The following is a 24,016-nucleotide window of genomic DNA, read 5'->3' on the forward strand; positions in this document are numbered from 1 at the left end:
ACGCTATAGCTGCTCCAATTACTGGTGAGCTAGTTCTACATCTCCTCAGGGAACATATGCGCTTTCGCCCTGTAAATACGAGGTGCGGCGTAGGTAGTCACTGTCTAGTTCTGCACCTTCTTAACCGACGTTTTTCCACCGAGAGATTGATGTGGTCTCTGGCGGTTGTAGTAATGCACGAATTATTCAAGACACTCTCGGACTCTCGATCGATTGCCCACCCATAAATTATGGAAGCGGTCGATCTGCATTTTGAGGGTGTGAAACCACTTTTCGATCAGGTTTCGCTCGGTATAGTTGACCCGACCGCTTAATCCTAATCGAGAGAGGGGAAGTCCGATAATCGAATTCCGCCTCATAGCTCTCGCTGAGCAGGTCTGCGAGCATCAACCAACTCAATAGTACGACCTGCTCACTTCTCAAACTGGCTCAACTAGTGTTGCTTCAGCCGTGAATAGATGCATCAAAACCAGCAGACGAGAGCAGTCCTGTACTTATCGATTGAATCTGGAAGCAACACTAGACAGTGTCCAGTTAGTCATCCGGATTCCCAAACTCGAGCTCGTCTGGCTCGATCGTGCCGTCGGCGTACATGCGTCCGTTCTCGCTGATCCGATACTCGCCACGGATCGGCTTCTCAAGTAGACCTGCGTCGACGAGCGTTGCGAGACGCCCGTTGATATAATCTGAGTTGTACCGTTCGCCGTCTGTCCGACGGATATTCTTCGCGATCGTCGCTGGTCCGTACACCTCGCCTGCATGGGAATAGAGATACGCGAGAATTTTCAAATCGACAGCCGACATCCAATCGGCACGCTCGATATCCGCAGGATCCATTTCAACTCGACTCTCTCACTGAATGCTTATAGTCGTTTTTGCATCCTATCCAGAACCGACCTAAAGAAAGGGTGTTTGGATGTAGCCCATATATTATTTATCTGAATATTATCTAAGCGTCTACTGAGAAAGATATAAGTAACCATGATTGTATGGCTACCCTAACGACTGATCAACGAGTTCCCCTCCAAAAACTCGGACTGCTTAGGCCCAGTCCGAGACCGCGTTGACTGAAGATGCACGCACGCCACACCCTGAATCCGACGGACGGAATGCCCATCGAGAGTGTCGCGTGCTCGGTTCATTCTAGTGGTTTGATGCCCAAAAACGTTGTGCTGACCAACCGAGACGCCGGTTTCGGACTGATTACCTTTCGAAATATTCGTCTACACAGTACTATTCAGTGCGACGACAGAATTAAATACCAGTGGCCCACTTGCCTAGTCCACGAACGTACGTCGCGCGATCGATTGACTCCGGACTCGAGATGGGCGTCGCTGCGTGGTCTTCCGAGAGGGGAAGTGAAAGGCCGACCACGCGGCGGGGCCGATCCCGTGTGCGGTCGATCGGTTGCAAGACAACACCCCTTACCGATGACAGACCTCGATGGCCCGACACCAAGTGTGCCTTGCGACGACGATTACAGTTACGTCCTCGGCCAACATAAGTTTTCCCCTCTAGACAGGTTCCAAGAAGCGAGCAATCCTGCGATTCGGACTGGATTCCGACGTGGAGTTGACGGGTTCGGAGACACGTCACCAGTTGTCGGTCGCGCGAGCCCGCCACCGCCACCTGATTCTCGATTGAATTGACCGGATCGCGTTGCTCGATCGCAAAACGAACTGCACACACCCCTTCCGATGTCGCACCCAACGAACACGCAGCCCACGACCGCAGCCCCGACGGATAGCTCACCCAACCACCCCGCAGAAACAGCCGCCCTCGATCTGAGAGCCGCTTTTAGTGCGATCACTGGAGGTGATCGCGCATGACTGACGGAGAGACGCGAGATACGAACGTCACAACTGCCGTCAATAGCCTCGAGAAGGGGTTTTTCAAACAAGTCGCGGAAGCGTATGATACCTCACAGGCCTCGGTCAGCCGGATGACTATGGAGCGCCAATACCGAGACCTATTCGGGGATATCCACCCGGATGCGCTTGAGAACCCAGAGATCGATATAGACGCCTTGGTCCGCGGTGATCTCGATCCCGAGGAGGTCGACGACAAATACAAGATGGACGGTGACGGACCGGCCCAAATCCCCATCTCTGACGGCGGTGTTGCTGCCCGGCCGACTCCCTCGAGTTACTCGCCGACCTACACGCCACAGGATCTCGCCCAAAGTGGTCCTGAACTCCCCTACGACGACTTGAAAGCGGCAGTCAAGCGCCACTGGGAGGATGGCCCAGAGAGTGAGCCACTCGAGATTCATGAAGACCGTGTCCGTACAGGCGGCGATGTCGACGTTGCCGAGGACGGTTCATACGATCATGACGAGTACGCGCTGCGCGCGAAGCAAATGCCGGTCGCGAAGATTCTCACCGGAATCCTCCGATCGAAGGGTGATGTGGTTACGGAGACGCAAGTCGAAGCCACGATCCTCCAATACACCGACCACCAGATTTCGCGAGCGAACACCGACGCCGGCAAGCGATACAAGAAAGAGACGTACAAAGAACTCCTCGTCGACGAGCTCGGATACCTGATTCCCCACCCCGATCCGCTCGAGGATAGCTACTACACCTCGGAGAAAGCTGCAACGGAACTGTTCGCGACGGAAGTCGAAGAGACGATTACGGAACTTGTCGATACGACGTGGGCACTCGATCCGAAAGAACACGTCCAGCAAAGCGGGATCGCCGTGAAAGAGGACGCAACGCAGTGGCTCGAAGACCTCGCTGAGTTCCGACAGGGGCTTGGATTCCTTGCGGCTGTGACCAGCGACGATACCTGGAGTGACCGGCTCGAGGAGATCGACGACCCGACTGGTGAACTCCCGAACGCCAAGATCGCCGCCGGGAAGACGTACAACAAACTGTTGCAACAGTACGTCCGTGTCAATCAGTGGGCGCGCTTTGCCGTCGGTTACGCGATCCTCGATGTCGACGACGAGGACGTGCTTACCGACGAAGTCTCGACCGGCGATGACTGGAAAGAGGTCAACGCCGATCGGCCAGCCCAACCCGTGACCGAGTGGATCGTCCATCGTGATGACCCACTCAGTCCGCAGGCTCAGATCGACGCCGTCAGCGACAAACTGTAGCCGGTAACCGGCCCGTGTGTACGCCTCGGCGGATAGCGATAGCTCTGTGTTTCGCGTCGTTTTGACTCCTGTTTTCACGCTGACCGAGTGGTATTGACATGTTCGTAGCGACTCGAGCATGTGATCACCGGGTCGATCGTCGGTGACCGGCCTCTCGAGCTCACGATTGTCACGGAGTGCGGCCGAAATCCTCTCTATCCCTCTCTGATTTGTGAGATATTAGCTTCCGCCTGAGAAGTTCCTATTCGAGAAGTGCAATACTTGCCGGGATTAACGGTAGTGATAGTGCGGATACCCCGATGCAGTCTTGCGATTATGTAGACTCAAGAAATGGAGGCACTCAACAAAGGCCGAATCTTTTCTTTTGCGACCGATGGCTTCCGAAGGACTAGAACGGTACCGAAAGCGAGTAGATCGACGGGACAGTGTTCAGAGGACGCGAATAGAGTGGTCGGCAGAATCAAGCAAGAAGCCGTCTGAAACCCCCGGCTACGGCTACGTTCCTCTTCTCCTTGCCTCAAAAGGCCTACTACGGTCTAGTAGAATAGAACAGTATTTAAGAGTTTCGGCAGAAACTCAACCAATCTCTGTCTGACATATCGTGGAGAGGCTGGCATCTTCTCACTGGAAACGCTCTTCTCTATCCACGCGGAATCGTTTTCTTACGTCCTATACCGGCTGCTTTCGCCAATCTCTAATCTCTCTAAACGATTGACTCCTCACGATACCTGCTTGCAGGCTCGAGGCGGCATTCCTCAAGAAAAAGAGTATACCGGATTCTCAATGACCAATATCGAGAATCAGACAACTTCATAGAAATCGGATGAATTTCGACTTTGGAATGACCTGCATCCACTTCCGCTCTTGATCCCGTTTGTAACCGCCCAAGGATTTCAGCAGAGACAGGGTTATCTCTTCTCCGCACTTGAACTGAATAGGAATTGGGGCAGCAATTCCGTACTCAATGATGAACCCCCCTCCCTCCCCCGATACAACAGACACATTCGAAAGTGATCTTACGGACCTCATTGCGACGGCTTTTGGGCAAGGTACGGTCGTCGAAGGTGTGTGGGATATCTCACTCCCCGTTGCTGACGCTCCCCAGTGGTCGGTTACGATCGAGCGACACGAAACGGATGAGGTGTCTTCCTATGAACCGACGTTCCTCGACGATTGATCAGTAGATGTCCTGCACTATTTGTTTTCTAGCTATATTCCTGTACAACAAAGGTTATGTGGATACGCAGTAGATAGACAGATGTACTCTGCTGAAGTCGCAACGTGAGACTGGCTGGTAGACCGCCTGTAGGTGAAGTACGCAGACATCATGAAGCCGCACACGCAAACCCCTCAAGACACAGAGATAGCTAGCACGGAAATTTCCCCAACCGAACTGTTCAACGCCTTTGCAGCGGTCCGGCGACAACATACGCTTACATATCTTGCCCAGCGGCCAGCAGCAATCCATCTCAGCGACCTTGCCGAATACATCGCAATCAAGGAAGAGAACCCGTCATACGACTGGTATCAGCGCATTTTAGTCGACCTCCACCATACCCACCTGCCACACCTTCAGGATATCGGACTCGTTCACTATGAAACGGAAAGCGAACTGTTGACGTTAGCGGTTAATACGGACGTGATTGCGCCATACTTGCAGATCATAGAATAGACGGCTATTATCTCTCAAAAATTAAGTAGGCGTCAGTATCGGAAATCGGCATGAGGTCCGATATCGCTCTCTTCGGTCTGCATATTACTATAGTCAATAGAGATAGCATCAGACTCTCGATCGAAATGTATCAGTCGAAGCGGTTCAGAACTAGACGGTGCGACGGATCTTCGACTATAGAACTTAGGAAAATATCGATCTAGAGACGATATTCTAACCGTTTACTTAGATTATCTCACCAAAATCAGACACACTTAACACAGTCCGTCTCATTCGTACAGGTGCGCCTCGACCCGAGTCAGCCCCCAGTATCGAGCGACGTACACACTTAAGGGGTGTTGTGCAGTTCTGCTGGGGGCCTCGAAAGGTCGCCCGCCGTGGTCTGGTGTGTCAGTGGGCTTGGGGCGTCTCTCACACCGTTTCCGATGCCGACCGACCCCATCTTCATCAACTGCTGTCGATACCATAAAGGATGGATAGCGGATTCCGTAATCCGATAGCTGTCCACGCTTACCGATTCCTATCGAAGCCGAGACCGGCGTCATAGCAGTCACTGAGCCGATTTTCATGTCTGCTGTGCGTATTCACAGCCGTTCCAAAAGCGACGATCACTGTTTGCAGATCAGCGATACAGTGTTTGCAGATATCCCGTACACTGTTTCCAGACACCCGATACACAGCGTCTCAGAGACAGCAACCCCATCCGAATCCAGCGTTCCGTTACTCGATGATCTCGTCCTCGAGCGCCGACCCGTACGTGCGCCCGCGTTTCTTTCCATGCCGGTCTATCAGGTCGTAGTCGGCCATCTTCCCGAGGTGTTTTCGGATCGTCCGCTTGACCATCGGTTCGTCGACGCGCTCAGCGTATCGCTCGTAGAGTTCCGATAGTGACTGCTCGCCGTGCGTGGTGAGCTCGTGAAAGAGAATCTGCTGGACGTCAGAAAGTTTCTCGAGCGTGTTCTGTCGCAGTTCGGTCTGTGCATCTCTCACAGCCGTATTGATATCTTCGTTTCGGAGTTCGTCGCCAGCCTGTCGCACTGCGTTCCGTAAAATTCCGATCGCGAGGCGCGCGTCGCCCTCCGACGCGGCCGCAATCGTCTCGAGATCCGAACTCGAAACTGCACCTGGTCGCAGCGCTGCTTGAACGCGGTTCTCGAGAATCGCGACGAGTTCAGCATCGCTGTACGTCTGGAAGTGGATGGAACTGTACCCGCGCAGGCGCGAGTTGACCCGATCGTCGAGCCCAGCGAAGAAATCGAGTTTCCGATTCGCGATTAGAATCGGTGTGATCAACTCGTGTTCGTAGAACTGGTAGAGCGCCTGTTCGTCCTGTAGTTGATCGACCTCGTCGAGGACGACGACAAACTGTCGATCGAGATGGTCACACACTCGCTGCCAAAGAACCGTTCGTGCCGTCGTCCCATGTTTGAGCGTATGCCCCGGATCGATTGCGTGGAGGAGCGTATGATAGATCGCCGAACTCGTGTTCTGCTGCCAGCAATCGATAGCTGTACTTCCGATATCGGCTGTTTCCGATAATTTCTCGAGGAGGTGCTGGGTTGTACAGGTCTTCCCAGTTCCGGTTGGCCCCCAGAGAAAGGCACCAGACCCACTATCGATCTCACCCTCTGAAATCGGCTGCAACGTCCGTGAGAGCGTATTGATCTCATCATGCCGGTGGAGGATCTCTGAGGGGAGAAAATCTGCGGTAAGCACCCGTTCGTCGATCAGCATGTCTGACCTGTTGGTCTGTCTCAATATAGATTCTACGGGGCTGATTCCGATAGTTCCGATACTTCCAATTGAGGCCGAACGACCCGATTTAATCAGAGATCCAGCTCTTGATTTGGACCTTTATATGCTTATGTCTTGATATAATACGGCACAGATCTGTATGATTTAACAGGCTTCCAGCGCGACCTACTGTCCGCGATTACCGGGCAAGACGACCCGCACGGGCTCGCGATCAAAGACGAACTCGAGGAGTACTACGAGAAAGAGATCCACTATGGGCGTCTGTACCCGAACCTCGACACGATCGTCGACAAGGGACTTGTCGAGAAAGGCAGCGCCAATCGGCGGACGAACTTCTACACGCTGACGCGGCGTGGTCGCCGGGAGATCGAAGCACGTCGAGAGTGGGAAGATCAGTACGTCGGGGAACTGTTCTCAGGGTAATCCGCACAGACAGTCTGACCACCTGGGACTGTCACCCCTCCGATCATTTATAACCGGCCAGTGTCTACTGGCAAGCACTGGGGAATAACCCTCCGTCGGGAACTACGGTGTGGCGATTTCCCCAGTGGATAGCCGATGTCAACACAGGACAAACCGGCCACGCCGGAAGCCGAGCGTCTGGAACTCGCTGAGAAGCGACTCCGGGTTGCAACGCAACTGGTACGGCTGACGAAAGAACTCGCCTCTCTTGCGACAATCGCAGCGTTAACAGCGCTGTAGTCTCGGAGAGCGCCACACACAAGTACCCCGCGAGGGGTCCCCCGCATTGGGGGTTAACGAGCGCTGTCCTGGCCGAAAATCTCGAGCAAATACTGAGCAGCAGCTATGGAGTCGAAAGCCGATGAAAAGGACCGGCAGATTGGCGTGACGATCAGAGGCTTCCTCTACCGGTTCCCTCCGTCGGGAACTACTAGATTGGTGGATGCCTGTATACATAAACCTTTCTGAAGGGTTTACATGTCCCGGGTATTCCACAGTACCCGGTTTGCCGTCTACACGACTTGGTAGATCGTTTTGCCGATCGCGACGAAGAAACACGCAAAGAATGCACTCCAACCACCGAGAAGGAATAGCTCTCCAAACGTACTCCCGCCGAGCATCCCTGCTGTCGCCATTCCGATTGCACCGATAAATGCAATTGCAAGCCCCATATTCCCGGTCGTATTCAACTCATCATCTGTCAGGTGTTTCTTCCAGAACCGGATTGTACCAATGACCGAACCGAAAAGAACCACGAGCGTAGCCACGATTGCGAATGTACCTTGCAGCACAAATGGCAAGGCAGGGCCGGAAAGCAGTGCAGTCCCGATAATTGCCATAAGCGCGACCCCGACGAGAAATAGCCCGATTGTTCCGATTATCTTCGCGGACTTTCTCTGTTCACTTCCTAAGTCCAAACTTCGTTTCAGGCCTGGAAGCAGGACTGTCCGACCAAGATATTCACCGACGAACGCTAGAATGCCGGTCCCGCCGAAGACAATCAGTAAGAACGCCCACTCTGTGTCAAGAAGAACACCACTCAGTAGCAACCCGACTGACGCACTGGAAATGACTGCGGTTGTTACTTGCTCACTCAGGTTCGGCTCCTCGTCTCCGTATCGACTCTTAAACAGTCTTGCACCCTCTAACACGATCCCGAGCAAGAATAGTGTCACAGATACAATACCAAGGAGAGCCCCAATATCGGATGCTGTCCATGAGTCAACGAAACTCTTCGCGCTACTATCGGCTGCCTGCCCGTCATTCGTCTGTCCTTGATTGCCATCATCGCTTACGCTGTCACCGCTGCCGCCCGATCCGTCAGTGCCGCTACTTGGATTCGTTGCATTACCATCACCGTCGCTGGTTTGTTCTTCGACGGACTCATCGGTGCCGCCCGTACTCTTACTATTATCGTCTTCTTGTCCCCATTCGGAATCGTCCAACTCGAGTTGAGACTTGATTCGTTGTTCAACCTGATTGGCGTCTGCCTCAAAACTACTCGTGATACTTGCATCTCCGACGCGATCCATATCGTACACCCGAAGGGCATACCCTCCCTCGAGCGAACTATCAATTTCGCTCGTACTCACAACCTCTCCGGTGATCTGGTACCGGCCGCTTTCACGTTCCGTCGGGGAACTCTGGACTGTATTCGAGATCCCGGCGTAGGGGATCGGTGTCTCACCTGGACTTGTGCCATCGACCAAGACGCCGGAGTGAGTCACAATGTCGTTCGTAACTGGAACACAGATCGGTGGCGACATCGGGACAGAAACGGATTTGTCGCCACATGGCGCGACCGATGTAAGGTATTCCTGTGTCGATGTTGTAGTACCAATGATATTGGATTCGACCGTGACCACATCTCCCTCGTGCTCACCGCTCCGAATCTCGGCCGGTGAATCGAGGACCTGTCCCTCGTAGTTGACATCGACAATCACTAGCTGGCGGCCGGTCACAGTTCCGTCACCTCCTCCGTCGCGATAGATCGGGACGACCGCTGCATCGACTGTTGCATCGCCCTCGCCCCAGAACTGCTGACTGAACGAAACGCCCTGAATACTCGAGTCGGGGAACTCTGGCCGTATCTCACCACTCCGTTCAACGGAACTATTAGAATCTATTAATGCGGTCGAACTGGCGACCTCTCCCGGCTGTCCCTGAAACAGATCGCTTGAGAGTGTTCCGGCTTCGGTGAAATACGCGGCCGTTTGCTGACTCGCAACGCCCGATGTCGGTTTGAAGGCGGTCGATGCGACTGCTGTTGCAGCATCGAACCGGACGAGCTCATGATCGAACTGCTGTGGATTGTTCTGTAGCTCATCGAAGGTGATCTGATCACCGGTAGTTTTGACTTCAAAATCATCTGCGACAATGATAGTACCGGAGATATCGCCGGTCGAAAACGTACGCCCTTCAACGGTTGCTTTTCCTGCAGGGATCGGCTCGGAACTGAATATGATATGTTGTGCCCCGTCCGAGTCGGTGAGTAGAGTGGTTTCACTTGGCGGCGAAATACCCACTCTCTCAAGTGTCGATGTGATTGACTCGAGATTGTCGATATTGTTCTCTGTGGCGGGGCCAGTCGAAATACCGGTTGTCGTGTCTCGATACTGTGTCGCTGTACTGGTTGCTCCCCCAGCCCCAACGGTCAGAACTGAAACAAGAACGACCGCTACGAGTCCAATCGCGGTGACACGTCGCATTGATTGAACGTAACGTATCAGCGGTATCGGATAAACACCTAGGATTTTGTGGATATTTGGCTGAAGGGTAGAGGCACGACACTTCTTGGGTACGCCCGCTGGGACACGTACGATTATCGATCTGTTCTGACGCCCACTTCGGCGAGACTGCCGATGTTCGGATTTCGCTCGAGGGCGAAGACTCGCCCCCGAAACCACACGAAAAGACTGTCTCAAACATCATTAGATTTTAATAAATTATAAAAGAAACATATATGATTTAACTGAATTCCAGCTCGATCTGTTGTACACGATTGCCGATCAGGACGAGCCTCACGGACTGGAGATTAAGAAGGAACTCGAGAAGTATTATGAAAAAGAGATCCACCACGGGCGACTGTATCCAAATCTCGATACGGTCGTCGACAAGGGTCTTGTCGAGAAAGGAGAAGTCGACCAGCGGACAAACTTCTATACACTCACAGCACGGGGCCGCCGGGAAATCGAAGCACGTCGAGAGTGGGAAGACCAGTACGTCGACAAGTTGCTGTCGGAGTCATAAGCAATATGGACAAAGTTTCAGGCCCGTTTGAAGCGTTGGCCCAGCGCAGTCGTGCTCGCGAGAACGATGACTCCGGCCCGGACGAGTCAGAAGACGATTCAGATGACGAAGACTAACTACTCCAAAACTGCCCGTACTGCGTTGGTCAGTTCGTATTCTTTCGAGTTTTCGTCTTCAATGCTCCTGCTATTATATTAGCTATATAATACTAGTGGTGCTAACACAAGACATGGGTAATGATCATCGTGATGTACTCAAACGAGCAGGAATTGCACTGAGTGCGATCACTGGCTTGACAACCAGTGCAGCAGCACATAACAAGCCTACGGTGAGTATAGGCCACGCGAAATGGATGACATTAGTGGGGTCCTACCCTTGGGGCCCGCCAATCATAGTCAGTATTGACCGCCTTGACAGCCCGGACTCAATGGAGATAAGGTTAGATCCCGGATTTAGAGGTATGATTGAACATGATCTTTCTCCGGGGAATTATATTGTCTCCGCTAGAGCCGCCAACGCGAATCCACGAGGCAATAGCCAACAAGCAGTAGAGGTCGAACGGCCGTATTTCACACTGAGCGAGCGAACGGGACCATAATAAGACGACTCTTGTCGCGGATTACATTCGTCTCGGAGCTATAATCCCAGCGGTCGATATGCGTCGTCGCGATCCCGGCCGGTCCCGCGCCGTTTGTGATCAGCTGCGAGATAATGTGTTCCGTGGCGTGGGTCTTGCCCGTGCCCGATGGGTCGTAGAGAACCGCACGGTGGTGTGGTAACCGGTCGTGATCGGCTCGAGGCTCTGCCGGAGTTCGGTCAATCGTTTTTCCGCACGTTCATCTCTGCGGGCAGGCTCGTCGTTTGCAGGGCCTCATAGCTGGTGGTGTACTCCATTGTGTGGCCTGTGATGTTCCAGTATAATAGAGACTCTGAGCGAGTGTCCGATGTGGGTGATGTGACTCAGTGATAGGCTTGGGGGACTAGATTTATCTTTCCAACACCGAACCGGTCACGTGCGGTAATACGACCACACAACCGGACTGCAATCCACGTCATCTTCTGTACCGGACACCAACTTTCTGTCGTCGTCACTTTCAGAGTTCATACATTGGTTTCCTCGGCTGTTTTGGAGAGTCCAACGACTCGGCTCCAACTCAAAAAATAGAACGTCAGCGACGCTTATCCGCCGTATTCGTAGGAGTTAATAACGTTCTCGCTACCGTCGTAGGTACCAATCACTTGAACAGTGTCACCGTCATTACAGCCCTCTACTGTTGAGGTAGCTCCGACAGTATCAAGGGTAGTGTCACTACCACTACTGATACTGCAACCTCCGTCGGGGGAAATACGGACATTATCGGCTCGATCCAGTGAGTTTACGGTCACTTGAACGTCCCCATCAGTGTCAGTTTCACTAAAGTCAACCCCTGCCTGCGCACTCTGGCTCTGTCCGCTACCCATATCGAGCACGAACGCCGCGATCACGGCCGCGAGGATCACAGTTATTGCCACCATCAGTATAACTCCAATGACAGGTGACACTGCGCGTTCGTCTTCGCTTCCAACCAGCTTCGATCTGTATTGTTTCAAATCCATGTTTACCACGCACCGAACTGTGAACGGTGAGAACGCTTATGCGGCCCCGCGTGGGACCGAGACATGCAGGGGAAAGGAGCCAACCTCATGTCCCCGCTTTCTCGCGATCACCGTCGTCACCGATGCTAATAGCACCGAGGTTACCGGGACCATATATAGCTTCCTGATAGTCAAGTAATCCAATCGATCAAACGGTTTCAGTTATGATAATCAGCGACCCCTATCCACCGTACAGCGGGGCCTTGAAACGACGCCGTCCGGCGATTAGTCATCAACACCGCAAAACAGTAGGAATTTGACGGCTCGAGTCAACTCACTCTATATGCCAAGCGGCGAACCGATCACGAACGAAAAACAACTCGCGCGCACCTACGATGGCGGCGACCACGCGGATGCGTGGGCGATCGTCACCCAGTACCGGCGCGCGCGAACTTACCACGCCGACAACCCCGAGGCGTCGATCGGTGACTTCGTGCGAGTCTCCGGCGCGACTCGAAATCATGTTGTCTCGTGGATCAACGAGGGAGCCACGCCGCCAGTCGTCAAGGGATTGTACTCGGCCCATGAGCACCAGCTACTCGGACTCACGTATGCAGATGTCACGCCGCTGAATATACTGGCAGCCCACGCGCTTACGTCGGGGACGATCGCCGCCCGAACTTACCGGCCGACGTTTACTGTCGAGTCACCCGACCAGTCGACAGTTGCGAATGCTCTCGAGCTACTGGGATTTGGCTCTCAGGTCTCCGAGACTGGATCGCCAGACAGTAGCCCTACGATCGTCCCAAAGACCGACGCGGCGATCCTTGGTCGCGTACTCGCAACCCTCGGCGTTCCGGTCGGCAGTAAAACCGACGCTGACGATCTCCGACTGCCGAACTATCTCGAGAACGCACCCGAATCGGTCCGTAAGCGCTTCGTCGATATCTATCTCGAGAACCGAGCGCAACCGACACAGGGTGGCGGCCTCCGGATCACAGAAGACCGCCCACAATCCTATCACGACGAGCTCGCCGCACTAATCGAATCGGTGGCCGGCCAGTCGGTTACGACAACTACCAAGGGCGTGACGATCTCGCCCGCCGCGGCACAGGCGCTTGGATTTGACCCCACCGACCGTGACGCGGAACCGACCGACGACCTGCCGATCCTTGATGAGACTGCGTTCGCGCGCACGTATGACGGTGGAGCCTACGCCGACCCGTGGGACACCGTCAAAGAGTACCGGGAGGTCATGGAGTACGCCTCAAAGCACCCGAACAAAGGGTCCCAAGCTGTCGCAACGGTGACCGACACGCCACGCTCGCGAATTCGCACGTGGATCGACGGCGACGGCGCACCCGATGTGGTCCGCGGCCTCAAGACAGCCCGCGAGCATGGCTGGCTCGAGGCGACCTACGACGACCCAGAGTTTACGGCGCTCAATACGCTTGTCGCAAATATCTTTTCGGGCGGCTCGATCGCCGCTGAGACCTACGCCCCGTCGTTCACACTCAACCATCATGGCGAGAACAGCCACGTACTTGACGCGCTCGAACTGGCCGACGTCGAATATACTATCGTCGACGATCGCGACGGGCGGGCCAACGAAGCCCGCCCGACCGACGACGCCTCGGTACTCGGCCGCGTGCTCTCGGTGTTCGGTGCGCCGATCGGCCCGAAAGCTGACCAAGACCTGTCCTTGCCGGCGTATCTCAAGGACGCGCCCCCGGGCGTCCGCGAACAGTTTGTCTACGCGTATCTCGAGAATCGGGCGACCGAACATGAAGGGAAAGCAACGCTCACCGTGCGCGAAGATCGAAACCGGGACTATCTCGAGGCGCTGGCTGCGTTGATCGATGACGTGGCCGGTGGTGGGGTTCGATTCTCGGAACGGGATATCGTGGTGTCGGCTGACGCAGCACGGACGTTAGGAACGATTCGGTAGTAGAATCGTCTTTGAGCAGACTGGCCGATCATACAGCCGAGCTTTTTCCATTTTGGGAATGGTTCGCAAAGAATGGAGCTGACCTCGAGTTCAACGAGAACGGAAGTCCCTAATAGATGCGGATTGACACGATTGTCTCTCTATTGAAGCTGAGTAGCTTCGAGAACGTTGTGACGATCGCCAGCGAACCCCTCGAGAAGCGGTCGAAGTTGCGGAATGATTTGACGGCATTCACGATGTTCCGATCAGTGTGCTACTGGTCTATAGCCAATCTAATTCCTCGTATAAAACGACGAGGTCACGCCTACCTATTTATTTGAATATCTGTGTCGAAAATCGCCGCAAGAGACTCCGCTAAATTCGAGACTGTAACACTGCCCGTTCTCTCGAATGTAACTGCAATCTGAGATTCTTTGTTAGCACGGACTCTGAGTAGTGAGAAGTCGGAAAAGTGAATTGTTTCTGACCAGCATCTCTCACCGGGCATATCCAATTCGTCTATTGTGTGGTCAAAAATAAGTGTGCGAAACGCTTGTTCGATCTCATCATCAGAGTAACTCGCCAGAACATCTGTATCGCAGTACAAAATCGTGGCCTTTCCCTCTTGGAATAACACAACTCCTCGTAACCATTTGGCGAGCTCGTCTTTCGCTAACTTAACAGCTTCCCGTGTGATCTCAGTTGAGGGTTCCTCGATGGACCATTCAACACTTTGAACTTGCTCCTTTATTTCCGGCCATGACTTTTTCCCCTTCTCTGTCAGCCCGTAATACCGTCCAATACTTTGTGCTTCAGGGACTCGGAGTTCTACAACATCTTTTTCTTGAAGTTCTGTCAGTGCTCGTGAAATGTGTGGACGGGGTTCGTCGGCCTCTTCGGCGATTTCTTTCGGCGTTGCTTCCCCAACTTCGGCGAGATATTCGAGAATGTGAGACCTATACTTCGACCTCAGGATGAACGCCTCCACGCCCTCTAAGGGACCTGTATCTGTCACTTCTCCCTCTACGAGTAGTACGGAATTGTAAGTGGCGGGCCGTACCAACCTCGTACCAAACTTATTTTTCCTAGGTGTGTCTACCACTCGAATAGGTATGGCTGGCACGTCCAATGAGAATCCAATTTACGTCCTTCATGTCGATGATGATTCTCAATTTGGCGATCTCGTTGAGGCGTACTTGGAGAAAATTGATGACCGGTTCGAAGTAATCGCCACAACCGACCCTCAAGAAGGGTTACGAATAATTGACACTGAACCGATAGACTGTATTGTCAGTGATTATCAAATGTCACAAATGGATGGGCTTGATTTTCTTCAAGCCGTCCGAGAGAAGTATCCTAATCTTCCATTCATTCTGTTTACTGGAAAAGGTAGCGAAAAAGTGGCCTCTGAAGCTATCGATGCTGGAGTTACTGATTATCTGCAGAAAGACGGCACTGAAGTGTATGAAATCCTTGCGAACCGGATTCAGAATATCGTTAGCCAACAGAGATCGGAACGCCGAGCGAAAGTCGCTCAAAACCGCCTTATCGAGTTATACGAACAAACTGACGGATTCTATATTCTCAACGAAGACTGGACTATTACGTATTGGAATCAGCAGATTGCAGACCGAACTGGACATTCTCCGAATGAGGTTATTGGACGAGAATTTTGGAAGGTTTTCCCAGAGGCTGGTGAGACGTGTCTCTCTGACTACTTTCAGAAAGCGATGGAGACGGGAGACCAAGTTGAGTTCGAAGTCAACTATGAACCACATAGTTACTGGGCAGAACTCCGAGTGTATCCTGTTGATTCAGGGCTTTTTGTCCACTCTCGTGTCATTACTGAAGAAAAGGAACGTGAACAAGAGGTTCAATATCGGAACGAAATCTTGGAATCCTTTGCAAGTACTGTCTCTCATGATCTCCGGAACCCACTCAATGTCGCGGAGGGGAATCTCCAATTAGCACAAGAAACAGGCGATTTTGAACATCTTGAAGAAGTCGCTCAGGCGCACAATCGGATGCGAAATCTCATTGATGAACTGCTTCACGTCGCTCGTGGCGATGAGTTGGATCTTGCAGAGATTTCGTTGGACGGAATCGCTGGAAAAGCATGGGGAACAGTCAGTTCAGACAACGCAGACTTCGTCGTAGCGGACAACACAACATTTGAAGCGTATGAGAGCCAGTTACGGCGGTTATTCGAGAATTTGTTCTGGAACGCACTTGATCATGGCGACGCCTCAACGATTCGGGTTGGTACTCTAGAGGAGGGCTTCTACGTTGGGGATAACGGGAGTGGCATTCCGTCTGCGCACAGAGATGACGTGTTCGAATCCGGATTTTCGACGGTTGAGGGGAGCCCTGGATACGGGTTGTCCATCGTAAAAGGTATTGTTGATATGCATGACTGGACGATTACGGTATCCTCAGGCACTGACGGCGGCGCTCGGTTCAATATAACTGACGTGGAAATCAGAAATGAAGATAATAGAGACAATTCATAAACCCGTCTCAATTGTCTTGCACCAAGACATACGAGACGTATATAAGCGAATCCCATTAGCAAATCAGATCGATGGTGAGATATTAGAGTACAAGTTGAACCCAGAGAAAATCAAATTAATATGATTTATTATATATGAATGCTAAATTACCATCTAGATTTGAAACACTTGAGCACAGTATTGTTCTGTTCTCACGAAACGGAACCCCACTCGATTGTAATGGTGCAGCCGAGGACTTACTTGGGTACGACGACCAAGAGCTTACCGCTACATCGCTTCAAGAATTAGTGCTTGAACGCGATGATCGCTCTTACACAGACGTAAAACAACAACTCCTAGCTGGATTGGAGGATCCGAAGTCGTTCGAGTGGCAAATCAAACGGGCAAATGGCGAAGCGCGATGGATCGAAGCAACAGTAAGTAGTACTATAATTGCTGGTGAAGTCTACGTATTAGCCGAATTTCAGGACCTGACCGAATACAAGGCTCGCGGTCGCCGACTCCAGTTACTCTATCGGGTTCTCCGGCATAATCTCCGGAACGATATGACTGTCATTCAGGGATTTGCATCGAATTTAGAGCAAGCTATTGAACAAGATGATCTCAAGACACAAGTCAAAACAATTAAAGAAACAGCCCAAGCTGTTGGTGAATTGAGTGAGTCTGTAGCTGACTTAGAGCGTCTCGTTGAGAAGGATGCAACTGAACGAGAAATTACGGTAGTTGCGGATGTACTCACAAAGGTAGTTAATGAATTACAAAACAAGTATTCATATACAGAGATCGATGTCGAAATCCTCTGTGATTCTTCAGTCACAGTAAGTGCCGACGAAGGGTTCGAACTAGTATTGAAACATGCGATTGGAAATGCAATTAAGCATAACGATTCAGACTACCCATCTGTGATGATACAGGTTGATGCAACTGATGAGGAGGTAGTGATCAAGATCGCTGACGACGGTCCAGGGATACCAAAGATGGAAATTGATGCTCTCGAAGATGCGGCGAAACCCATATCACATGGGCAAGGGCTGGGGCTCTCACTCATTCAATGGTGTACCAGATCTCTTGGCGGAAAAATAGCCATCGAAACAACTGCTGAAGAAGGGAGCGTTGTGGAACTTTGCCTTCCACGTCTAGTCCATACGTGAAAAGTTAGTACTGAAATTTTCACCGAGGCTGAGTGGAGTGTCTACTGAATCTGGCTGCTGGTGTGAGTAAGCATCCTGCTAGATAATTCGATCTTCTCGAGAAACGCCGGTCGGAAACCGGCGTTAGAGCCCCCATCCCCAAGTGGTGTGTCAATCGGGGTGGGTCTGAGATCGGGTTTGACAATTTGGCTATTGACATCACGTCGGGACGATCTCAGGTAGCGAGGGGATGTCTCGGAGCGGATCGGTTCTGGATAGACAACCGTATCCGTCCCTCGCCACTTACGACTCAGGATTGTAATGGAATAAGATTGTTGGCCAATTGATACCATCCCAAACAGTTAATAACAATATCCGAAAACAACTATTCGCCTCCGTATCCCCACTCCCGGAGGCTTCCCACTCCCCCCTTTCCGTTTTAACTCATGCCCGACACCAGCATTACACACAGTTTGACCTCCTCCCGCGCCTAAAGTCGCGGGAATCCCACCATGGGATTTCAGGCCGAGCGTGGCCCTAAGGTTTCAAGACGCATACGTTCCAAGCGTCTCTTGCTGGGTGTCAGCATCGGCTTGGCTGTCTTGTGGGACGGTCAAACGTCCCCCTTCCTCAGCCGAGTCATCGCCACTCGTGTGTTCTCTTGAATGGCTCTCTCCGCTGAGGTAGCGGTCTGCAATATTGAGCGCGGCGTTAACATCTGCTTGGTACTCCGAAACCCAACACTCCGAGTTGGAACACTTGAACGTCGCCTGCTTCGGACGGTAGCCCTGTTCTCCGCAACAGTGGCACGTCTTCGAGGTGTACGCGGGATTCACTGTCTCCACACGAATCCCTTTCTCAGCCGCCTTGTAGCGAATCTGAGCGTGCATCTTCGCAAAGCCCCATCCGTGAAGACGGCGGTTCATGAACGCACCGTAGTCCATGTTCTCACGGATGTGCGTCAAGTCTTCCAGAACCAGTACGGGGTTCTCGAATTGCTCGGCGTAGGCGACGACCTCCGACGTGACCGTGTGAAGAATGTGGTCGATGTGTCGCCACAACTCGTCACCGTAGGACGCAGCGATACGTTCACTACCACGGTTCTGAAGGCGTCGGGTCGCCGTGAAGGACGTCTCACGGAGTTGGCGGACTGTCTTGCCTTCGTCGTTCCAGAGGTTGGGTGCAGTCGGGGAGCCGCGCTCGTCACGGTGACACACCGTTAACAAAGAGGCTTCCCCGATGTCTACCCCAATCGGCGTTTCCGCCGAACTGGTTTCTCGTTCCTCCACGTCTCGCGTAGCGACGATGTGGAAGTACCACTCGCCGTCACGGTCGAACAGCCGACACTCACCCATCTTCGCGTCGCCCGCGTGCAACGCTTCCAACCATTCCCGCTGTTCGGGGTTCGGTTGCGCGGGCAACCAGAGGTTGTAGTCGTCGTGGTGCGGGATTTTGACGTACCACTCGATGGCGTTCTGTGGCTTGTGGTCGAGCTTCGGGCCTTCGTTCGTGAATCGGATAGGGTGGGCGTCGTGAAGCTCTTTCGCGTCGTAGCTTCCGCCACAGAGTTGTGGGACGTACTTCTTGAGAGCGTTCTTCGCGTAGCCGCTCAGGTCGTAGTTGACCACCACGTCGTTGGCCGCCGATTGTGAAGTACAGTTGGCGTTGAACGCGGCTTCGAGCGCGTCTTGGTACGCCCGTTTCGTCTCACAGAGTTTCCGATGCTTGTGGGCGTTCGGTTCCACGAGTTTCAGTTCCAGCGTCTCGGTGAGTTCGGTCACTGTTCGTCCTCCTCATGACGCTGGATGTACTTCTCGACAGTCTTACTCGAAACGCGCCCTGCGGTTCCTGCGTAGTAGCCGCGCGCCCATTTTATTTTCTCGCCGTCGTGATCGGCGTAGCGGTGGTTGTATTTCCGCGAACTGATGCCTTTGAACCAGTTGGCGAGAAGTGACGGGGCGTGTTTCGGCGGGCTACTGACGAACAGGTGGATGTGGTCGGGTTGGACGGTGAGGTCCATAATCTCCAACCCTTTCTCGTCGGCTATTTCGTGGAGGATGTCTCGTACACGGGTTGCAACGTCACCGACGAGTACCGATTGGCGGCACTTCGGTATCCACACTATGTGGTAGTTGAGGGTGTACGTTGCGTGCCGTGTGGTCTTCATCCGTACCACACACTATGTCTCTGTGGTGTTTTAAAACTATCGTACACGGTGGGGAATCCAGCCGTGCCATCGTCGGTGGAAATGTACGCTATTGTCCGCTTGACCCGCGCCTGAAGACGCGGGTATGCGCTCGCACTATGTATCAAACTGGACCGTCGCCTGTTCGGCCACCGGTCCTCTGTCGCAATCCACTCGAATAATCCACCAGAGATAGGTTGGCATCCATTACTTTCATAACACATGGCCGTGTATGTGCGTATATCAGGTTCCACGGAAGCACGGGACCCCTTCGTGACGCTGGCTAAGACCCAGTCGAGTGCGTTGGGGATTACACCTCGTTTCAGGTGACCAGACCGTGGAGCTAATTCGATAGCGTTGCTTCTCGCGTTCGCACTATAACGGGAGTAGCTACGATTACAGCAGAATAACGGCAGCAATGCCGGCGTCGCTAAGCACAACACCCCTATCATGTCAGCCCCCGTTCGCCAGACCGACGAGTCGACAGACCGTCGGTCGAACGATGAACCGCGGTACAGTCCATACAATTGGCTCGAGGAAGACGAAAACGAATCCGAGGTCGAAACGCAGTCGGGCCACAGCGAGACAAGTGGCACGACGAAGGAAGGCTCGCTGTCCCGACTTGTTTTGAAACAGACCGCAGATAGTATTCTCGACCCGATCGCGCTGAACGCACCGCCAGAGGAGGGGATGCACGAGCATGAGGGCCAGCGAATTGAGCTCACTGACGACGAGGTCTTTCCCCCGACGCGGCGAAGCATCTACACCGAGCAGACCAATATGCAAAAGAAGGCCCCGTCGACGGAACCGTGGCGGTTCTCCGAGATCGGGCATCTCACGTTCGGCGGGATCATCCCCGACCGACCAAAACCGCAGTTACGGCAGACGATCAACCTCTTTTTCGCGCTCGTCGAAACGCGTCTTCCGCCGTCGACGAGAGATGCGATTCGATCGGAAGCTCTCGAGATGAAATCGGAAGGGGACCACCACGACACCGAAATCATGCGACAAGTCGCCCGGTGGACGTTCAATCCGAACGAGCTCGAGGACTGACCCAAAGACGAACTGGAGCACTACTCATGCACGACAGCAACCCCGACGACTCGAGAGCGACAGGTATCGGCAGACGACTACGCGGACTGATCAACACATCCATGCCATCGATCAAAGCATGGCGTGCGCTCACTCTGTCGGTTCTGCTTATCGTGAGTGCCGTTTCGATGCCGCTGTTATATACCGGACTCACTACCAATGGGGGGACGACGGCGGCAGCGACTGGCAACTCAACTGAGTTCACTGAAGACTTCGAAGAATTCGCTCTTGATACGACTGCACCGGGAAACTGGAGTGGTGGAACAATCTCTACAGATGCATATAGGAACAATAACTCTCTCCGCGTCAACGATGCTACAGCCGAGTATACTGCATCCCAATTCAGCCATGACGATTACGAAACTATGGGATATTTCAAACCTGAATCAACATCAGACGCAAGAATCGAAATAAGGGATGGTAGTGGTGGCCCATCCCACAGCGTTCGACTGCAAGAACAGGGCGATTTCATACTCAGATCCCATGACGGTTCGACGACGTTAGAGGCGGCACAGAAGAGCATTGAACATAAGGCTGGAACATGGTATCAATACAACCTATCGTCGGATGGGAACTCAATTGAAGCGACTGTAACTGAGGTCGATAATCCGTCTAATTCTGCGACGGCAAGCATCACGCAGTCTTCCACGTTCGAGGGATCACTCTACGTTGGGATCACTAATAGTGAGAGCTGGTATGATGGTATTAGGGCTGGCACGTACGGTGACGTGCCGACGTTCGAACCACCAACCGACCCAATCACCGGCCAAGTAACCGATCAACACGGCGACCCAGTCTCAAACGCAACGGTCCCCATCCATTCGATTACCGAGCCAGCACTCGACGAGAGCGATGCCCGCTCGCTCGAGCGCCAAGCAGAAGACCTCCGCGAAGAACTCACTGATCCGCTTCCAAGCGAGTGGGACGACTTCTCGAGCGATTTCGAGACTGGAAACGGATTGCTTGATGACGGTGAGTACACTGACGGCGTCGACGGCACGTACCCGTTAGTCCATAAAGAGGATGACTGGGGCAGCGGCCGCACGGGCTATATCAAAGAAGAGGTCGACGACCCGCGAGTCACGGTTGACTCTGGTGAGACTGTCGTCATCTCACTGTGGGACGCCGCCGAAGAGCCGACAGGCCCGATTTCGTCACGAACACAGGACCCGGTCGATGGCTCGCATACCGGCGAGGTCGTCTCGGGGACCGTCGTCATCGAGCAACTCTCCCCGACCAGCGAAGTAACCGACAAACGAACGATCGACACACAGGTAGAGTTCGAGACGAACGTCGTTGCCGGCCGTGGCGGCGATGAATACCACGCTGTCCGAACGTCGCTTCCGACCGGCGTCTATCGCGTCTACCCCGAGGGCAATCCGGCTGCGGGCTACCCGATTACGGCCGGCGAACCGAGCGATATCGCGAGCTCGTGGGAATCTGACCTTCGGGACGAAGCCAATCGATACACTGATCGTGCCAACCGAATCCGTGATCTCCTCTCACAAGAGCATATCACGCAGACCACGGTTCGGACGAACGAAACCGGGCATTTCACCGCCGAAGTACCGTCGAACGCGGTCAAATCGGATATCAAGGCGCTGAAAGCCGACGGAGAACTGTTACAGGACATCCAGAATCCGTCGATGGAGGACCTTCGAGAGTTGCAGTCGAAGGACTACAATGGCACATTCTATCTTCCCAGCCCGGAACCCAACACCGTCGAACCACCCGCAGAAAACATCACGGTAACGACCTACCGAAGCCCGGAGGTTCCACTTTCCAACATGGAGAGTTTCGCGGACCTCATGTCGTACCTCGATGAGCAGCGGCTCAACGAGACAATTGAGGACCTCCAGAGTGAGTACGATAAGCGCTTCGAGGAGATGGAGCGATCGTCACTCGAGCGGGTCTATTCCGATCACCGCACGCTCACCGAAACGGTCCCCGGAGCCAAGGACCGATACCTCGAGCGGTCCAGTTTCGAGGAGATCCAGAACGCAAGCGATCTCTCGAGCGAGGAACTGCCCAGAGAGACCCAGCACATGCAGACCGCGCTCGCCGGCATCGGCGAGGTCGAACCACCCGACTTCGATGACGAGAACCTCGATGTTTCCAACGGCACAATCGACCTCGAGTACCCGCTTCCTGATTCAGTAGATCCGGAGACGATCACACCGGAGCGGATCTGGTCGGACAATAGCGACCCAGAACCGATCGACGAGGAATACTGGTCAGTCGAATCACGTGGCGTCGCAAATCAGAACGACGTCTTAGTCATCGAGGAGCTTCCGATCGACGAATCCGATCCAGCGGCATTCGACATTCGCGTCCGCGCGGCCAACAGCGGCAATGGTGACGGCCTTCTTGGCAGCGACGATGGCGGACTCCTCGACGATCGCATTTCGGGGCTCAACCCCGCCTTCGAGGGCACGATCCCCGATATCAATGCCGTTGACGTGAAAACCCTCTCACCCGGTCCGAACGAACGGATCACGGCGACGGTTCGACCGGCAGCGGATACTGGGTTCGAGAGCCTCGAGTCGGCCGAAGTGTTCGGCCCCGATGGAACAAAACTCAACACATCGATGACGGGCACCGACGAAGTCGCGTTCACCACGAACGGCGAAGGCAAACACTTCGTTCGGATGACGATCGCGACGACCAGCGGCGAGCCGTTCGTCCACTCCTTTTCGCTTCGAGCACTCGAGCAGGGCCGATCGGACCCACCGACAGTCCGAGCCGAAACCGGAACAGGCGACCGCGTATTCGCCCTCGCGGGTGACGGACTCGAGAACGCGGCGATCACCTCCGAAAACGGCGATCTCCAAGTGAGCGCAACCGTTCCGGGCGGTGAGATTCCGGGCTCGGTTCACATCAAGCCACAGGCCGCGATGGAGCAGTCGGCGACCGATATCGACGTACAGGTTCTTGAGGGCAGCGACGAGGCGACACTCTCGAGCAACATCGAGACGGTGATCCACCTCGACTCGCTGCCGAATGAATCGATCGCGTGGCGTGGCGAACCGAGTACCTGGACCGGACAGCCCCTCCAGTGGGGCGGCGGGTCTCGCTATGGCTCGATCACCGACCGGAGCACGGAGGACTCCGAGAAGTACATCATCAGAACGTTCACTGAGGATGATGGCTCCGTTTCACTGACGATCGACGAAGAACCCGGCTGGTGGGCGAGCCAGCAACACTCGCTCGCGTCGACGTTGCCTCGGTTCACAATGCCGTCGATCCCCTTTGTCGGCTGGCTCTCAGGAACGGCCGCTGGCGGATCGGCAGTGGCCGGCGTGCTTGGGGTCGGACTGGTTGCACGCCGGCGTCGCGGAGCAAGCTGAGGTGACCTA

General features: G+C 53.8%; 16 protein-coding genes and 1 pseudogene. 9 read left to right on the forward strand and 8 right to left on the reverse strand.

The window, feature by feature from the left end:
- Positions 1–104: 104 nt before the first annotated feature.
- Together ACJYUO_RS18475 and ACJYUO_RS18480 are read right to left on the reverse strand one after the other, a co-directional pair.
- A pseudogene (locus tag ACJYUO_RS18475) lies at positions 105–329 on the reverse strand (integrase core domain-containing protein); the annotation flags it as partial.
- Between the two features lie 205 nt (positions 330–534).
- A complete protein-coding gene (locus ACJYUO_RS18480) occupies positions 535–837 on the reverse strand; it encodes a winged helix-turn-helix domain-containing protein (RefSeq protein WP_494346809.1) in 303 nt (100 codons plus the stop codon).
- 988 nt (positions 838–1,825) lie between these two features.
- Here ACJYUO_RS18480 and ACJYUO_RS18485 point away from each other — a divergent pair.
- Both ACJYUO_RS18485 and ACJYUO_RS18490 read left to right on the forward strand, forming a co-directional pair.
- Positions 1,826–3,103, forward strand: coding sequence for a hypothetical protein (locus tag ACJYUO_RS18485; protein ID WP_494346810.1), 1,278 nt, complete (start codon positions 1,826–1,828; stop codon positions 3,101–3,103).
- A 1,309-nt stretch (positions 3,104–4,412) separates the two neighbouring features.
- Positions 4,413–4,775 carry a DUF7344 domain-containing protein gene (locus ACJYUO_RS18490; protein ID WP_494346811.1) on the forward strand — a complete coding sequence of 121 codons (363 nt, stop codon included), beginning with the start codon at positions 4,413–4,415 and terminating at the stop codon, positions 4,773–4,775.
- Between the two features lie 720 nt (positions 4,776–5,495).
- On the opposite strand, the gene ACJYUO_RS18495 is transcribed toward ACJYUO_RS18490, so the two are convergent.
- Positions 5,496–6,509 (reverse strand): Cdc6/Cdc18 family protein, encoded by a 1,014-nt coding sequence (locus ACJYUO_RS18495; protein WP_494346812.1) that lies wholly within the window; start codon positions 6,507–6,509, stop codon positions 5,496–5,498.
- A 156-nt stretch (positions 6,510–6,665) separates the two neighbouring features.
- Here ACJYUO_RS18495 and ACJYUO_RS18500 point away from each other — a divergent pair, with 156 nt between their 5' ends.
- Entirely contained in the window at positions 6,666–6,953 is a 288-nt protein-coding gene (locus tag ACJYUO_RS18500; protein ID WP_494346933.1) for a helix-turn-helix transcriptional regulator, read from the forward strand.
- Between the two features lie 551 nt (positions 6,954–7,504).
- On the opposite strand, the gene ACJYUO_RS18505 is transcribed toward ACJYUO_RS18500, so the two are convergent.
- Positions 7,505–9,700, reverse strand: coding sequence for a hypothetical protein (locus tag ACJYUO_RS18505; protein ID WP_494346813.1), 2,196 nt, complete (start codon positions 9,698–9,700; stop codon positions 7,505–7,507).
- A 250-nt stretch (positions 9,701–9,950) separates the two neighbouring features.
- On the opposite strand from ACJYUO_RS18505, the gene ACJYUO_RS18510 reads away from it, so the two are divergent.
- A complete protein-coding gene (locus ACJYUO_RS18510; RefSeq protein WP_494346934.1) occupies positions 9,951–10,241 on the forward strand; it encodes a PadR family transcriptional regulator in 291 nt (96 codons plus the stop codon).
- A gap of 1,179 nt (positions 10,242–11,420) precedes the next feature.
- Here the strand turns inward: ACJYUO_RS18510 and ACJYUO_RS18515 are convergent.
- Positions 11,421–11,837, reverse strand: coding sequence for a type IV pilin domain-containing protein (locus ACJYUO_RS18515; RefSeq protein ID WP_494346814.1), 417 nt, complete (start codon positions 11,835–11,837; stop codon positions 11,421–11,423).
- A gap of 1,141 nt (positions 11,838–12,978) precedes the next feature.
- On the opposite strand from ACJYUO_RS18515, the gene ACJYUO_RS18520 reads away from it, so the two are divergent.
- Positions 12,979–13,764, forward strand: a complete 786-nt coding sequence (locus ACJYUO_RS18520; protein WP_494346935.1) for a hypothetical protein — start codon at positions 12,979–12,981, stop codon at positions 13,762–13,764.
- A gap of 304 nt (positions 13,765–14,068) precedes the next feature.
- Here the strand turns inward: ACJYUO_RS18520 and ACJYUO_RS18525 are convergent, their stop codons facing one another.
- The gene (locus ACJYUO_RS18525) at positions 14,069–14,758 is read right to left on the reverse strand and encodes a winged helix-turn-helix domain-containing protein (RefSeq protein WP_494346815.1); all 690 of its coding nucleotides are present in this window, start codon (positions 14,756–14,758) and stop codon (positions 14,069–14,071) included.
- A gap of 97 nt (positions 14,759–14,855) precedes the next feature.
- Here ACJYUO_RS18525 and ACJYUO_RS18530 point away from each other — a divergent pair, with 97 nt between their 5' ends.
- Positions 14,856–16,253 carry a response regulator gene (locus tag ACJYUO_RS18530; protein WP_494346816.1) on the forward strand — a complete coding sequence of 466 codons (1,398 nt, stop codon included), beginning with the start codon at positions 14,856–14,858 and terminating at the stop codon, positions 16,251–16,253.
- Between the two features lie 134 nt (positions 16,254–16,387).
- A complete protein-coding gene (locus ACJYUO_RS18535) occupies positions 16,388–17,404 on the forward strand; it encodes a PAS domain-containing sensor histidine kinase (protein WP_494346817.1) in 1,017 nt (338 codons plus the stop codon).
- Between the two features lie 524 nt (positions 17,405–17,928).
- Here ACJYUO_RS18535 and ACJYUO_RS18540 read toward each other — a convergent pair.
- Both ACJYUO_RS18540 and tnpA read right to left on the reverse strand, forming a co-directional pair.
- Entirely contained in the window at positions 17,929–19,164 is a 1,236-nt protein-coding gene (locus tag ACJYUO_RS18540) for an RNA-guided endonuclease InsQ/TnpB family protein (protein ID WP_494346818.1), read from the reverse strand.
- Positions 19,161–19,550 (reverse strand): IS200/IS605 family transposase, encoded by a 390-nt coding sequence (tnpA, locus tag ACJYUO_RS18545; RefSeq protein ID WP_494346819.1) that lies wholly within the window; start codon positions 19,548–19,550, stop codon positions 19,161–19,163. Before tnpA ends, ACJYUO_RS18540 begins: the two co-directional genes overlap by 4 nt.
- Positions 19,551–20,018: 468 nt before the next feature.
- On the opposite strand from tnpA, the gene ACJYUO_RS18550 reads away from it, so the two are divergent.
- Together ACJYUO_RS18550 and ACJYUO_RS18555 are read left to right on the forward strand one after the other, a co-directional pair.
- Positions 20,019–20,621: a hypothetical protein gene (locus tag ACJYUO_RS18550; RefSeq protein ID WP_494346820.1), complete on the forward strand. Its 603-nt coding sequence runs from the start codon at positions 20,019–20,021 to the stop codon at positions 20,619–20,621.
- Between the two features lie 767 nt (positions 20,622–21,388).
- Positions 21,389–24,007 carry a hypothetical protein gene (locus ACJYUO_RS18555; protein ID WP_494346821.1) on the forward strand — a complete coding sequence of 873 codons (2,619 nt, stop codon included), beginning with the start codon at positions 21,389–21,391 and terminating at the stop codon, positions 24,005–24,007.
- Positions 24,008–24,016: the final 9 nt, after the last annotated feature.

The organism is Natrinema sp. CRL1 (genome assembly GCF_059162405.1).

Excerpts from the sequence above, each read along its gene's own strand:
- ACJYUO_RS18480 (WP_494346809.1), bottom strand. The coding sequence starts at position 837 with ATGGATCCTGCGGATATCGAGCGTGCCGATTGGATGTCGGCTGTCGAT.
- ACJYUO_RS18485 (WP_494346810.1), top strand. The coding sequence starts at position 1,826 with ATGACTGACGGAGAGACGCGAGATACGAACGTCACAACTGCCGTCAAT.
- ACJYUO_RS18495 (WP_494346812.1), bottom strand. The coding sequence starts at position 6,509 with ATGCTGATCGACGAACGGGTGCTTACCGCAGATTTTCTCCCCTCAGAG.
- ACJYUO_RS18505 (WP_494346813.1), bottom strand. The coding sequence starts at position 9,700 with ATGCGACGTGTCACCGCGATTGGACTCGTAGCGGTCGTTCTTGTTTCA.
- ACJYUO_RS18515 (WP_494346814.1), bottom strand. The coding sequence starts at position 11,837 with ATGGATTTGAAACAATACAGATCGAAGCTGGTTGGAAGCGAAGACGAA.
- ACJYUO_RS18530 (WP_494346816.1), top strand. The coding sequence starts at position 14,856 with ATGGCTGGCACGTCCAATGAGAATCCAATTTACGTCCTTCATGTCGAT.
- ACJYUO_RS18535 (WP_494346817.1), top strand. The coding sequence starts at position 16,388 with ATGAATGCTAAATTACCATCTAGATTTGAAACACTTGAGCACAGTATT.
- tnpA (WP_494346819.1), bottom strand. The coding sequence starts at position 19,550 with ATGAAGACCACACGGCACGCAACGTACACCCTCAACTACCACATAGTG.
- ACJYUO_RS18550 (WP_494346820.1), top strand. The coding sequence starts at position 20,019 with ATGTCAGCCCCCGTTCGCCAGACCGACGAGTCGACAGACCGTCGGTCG.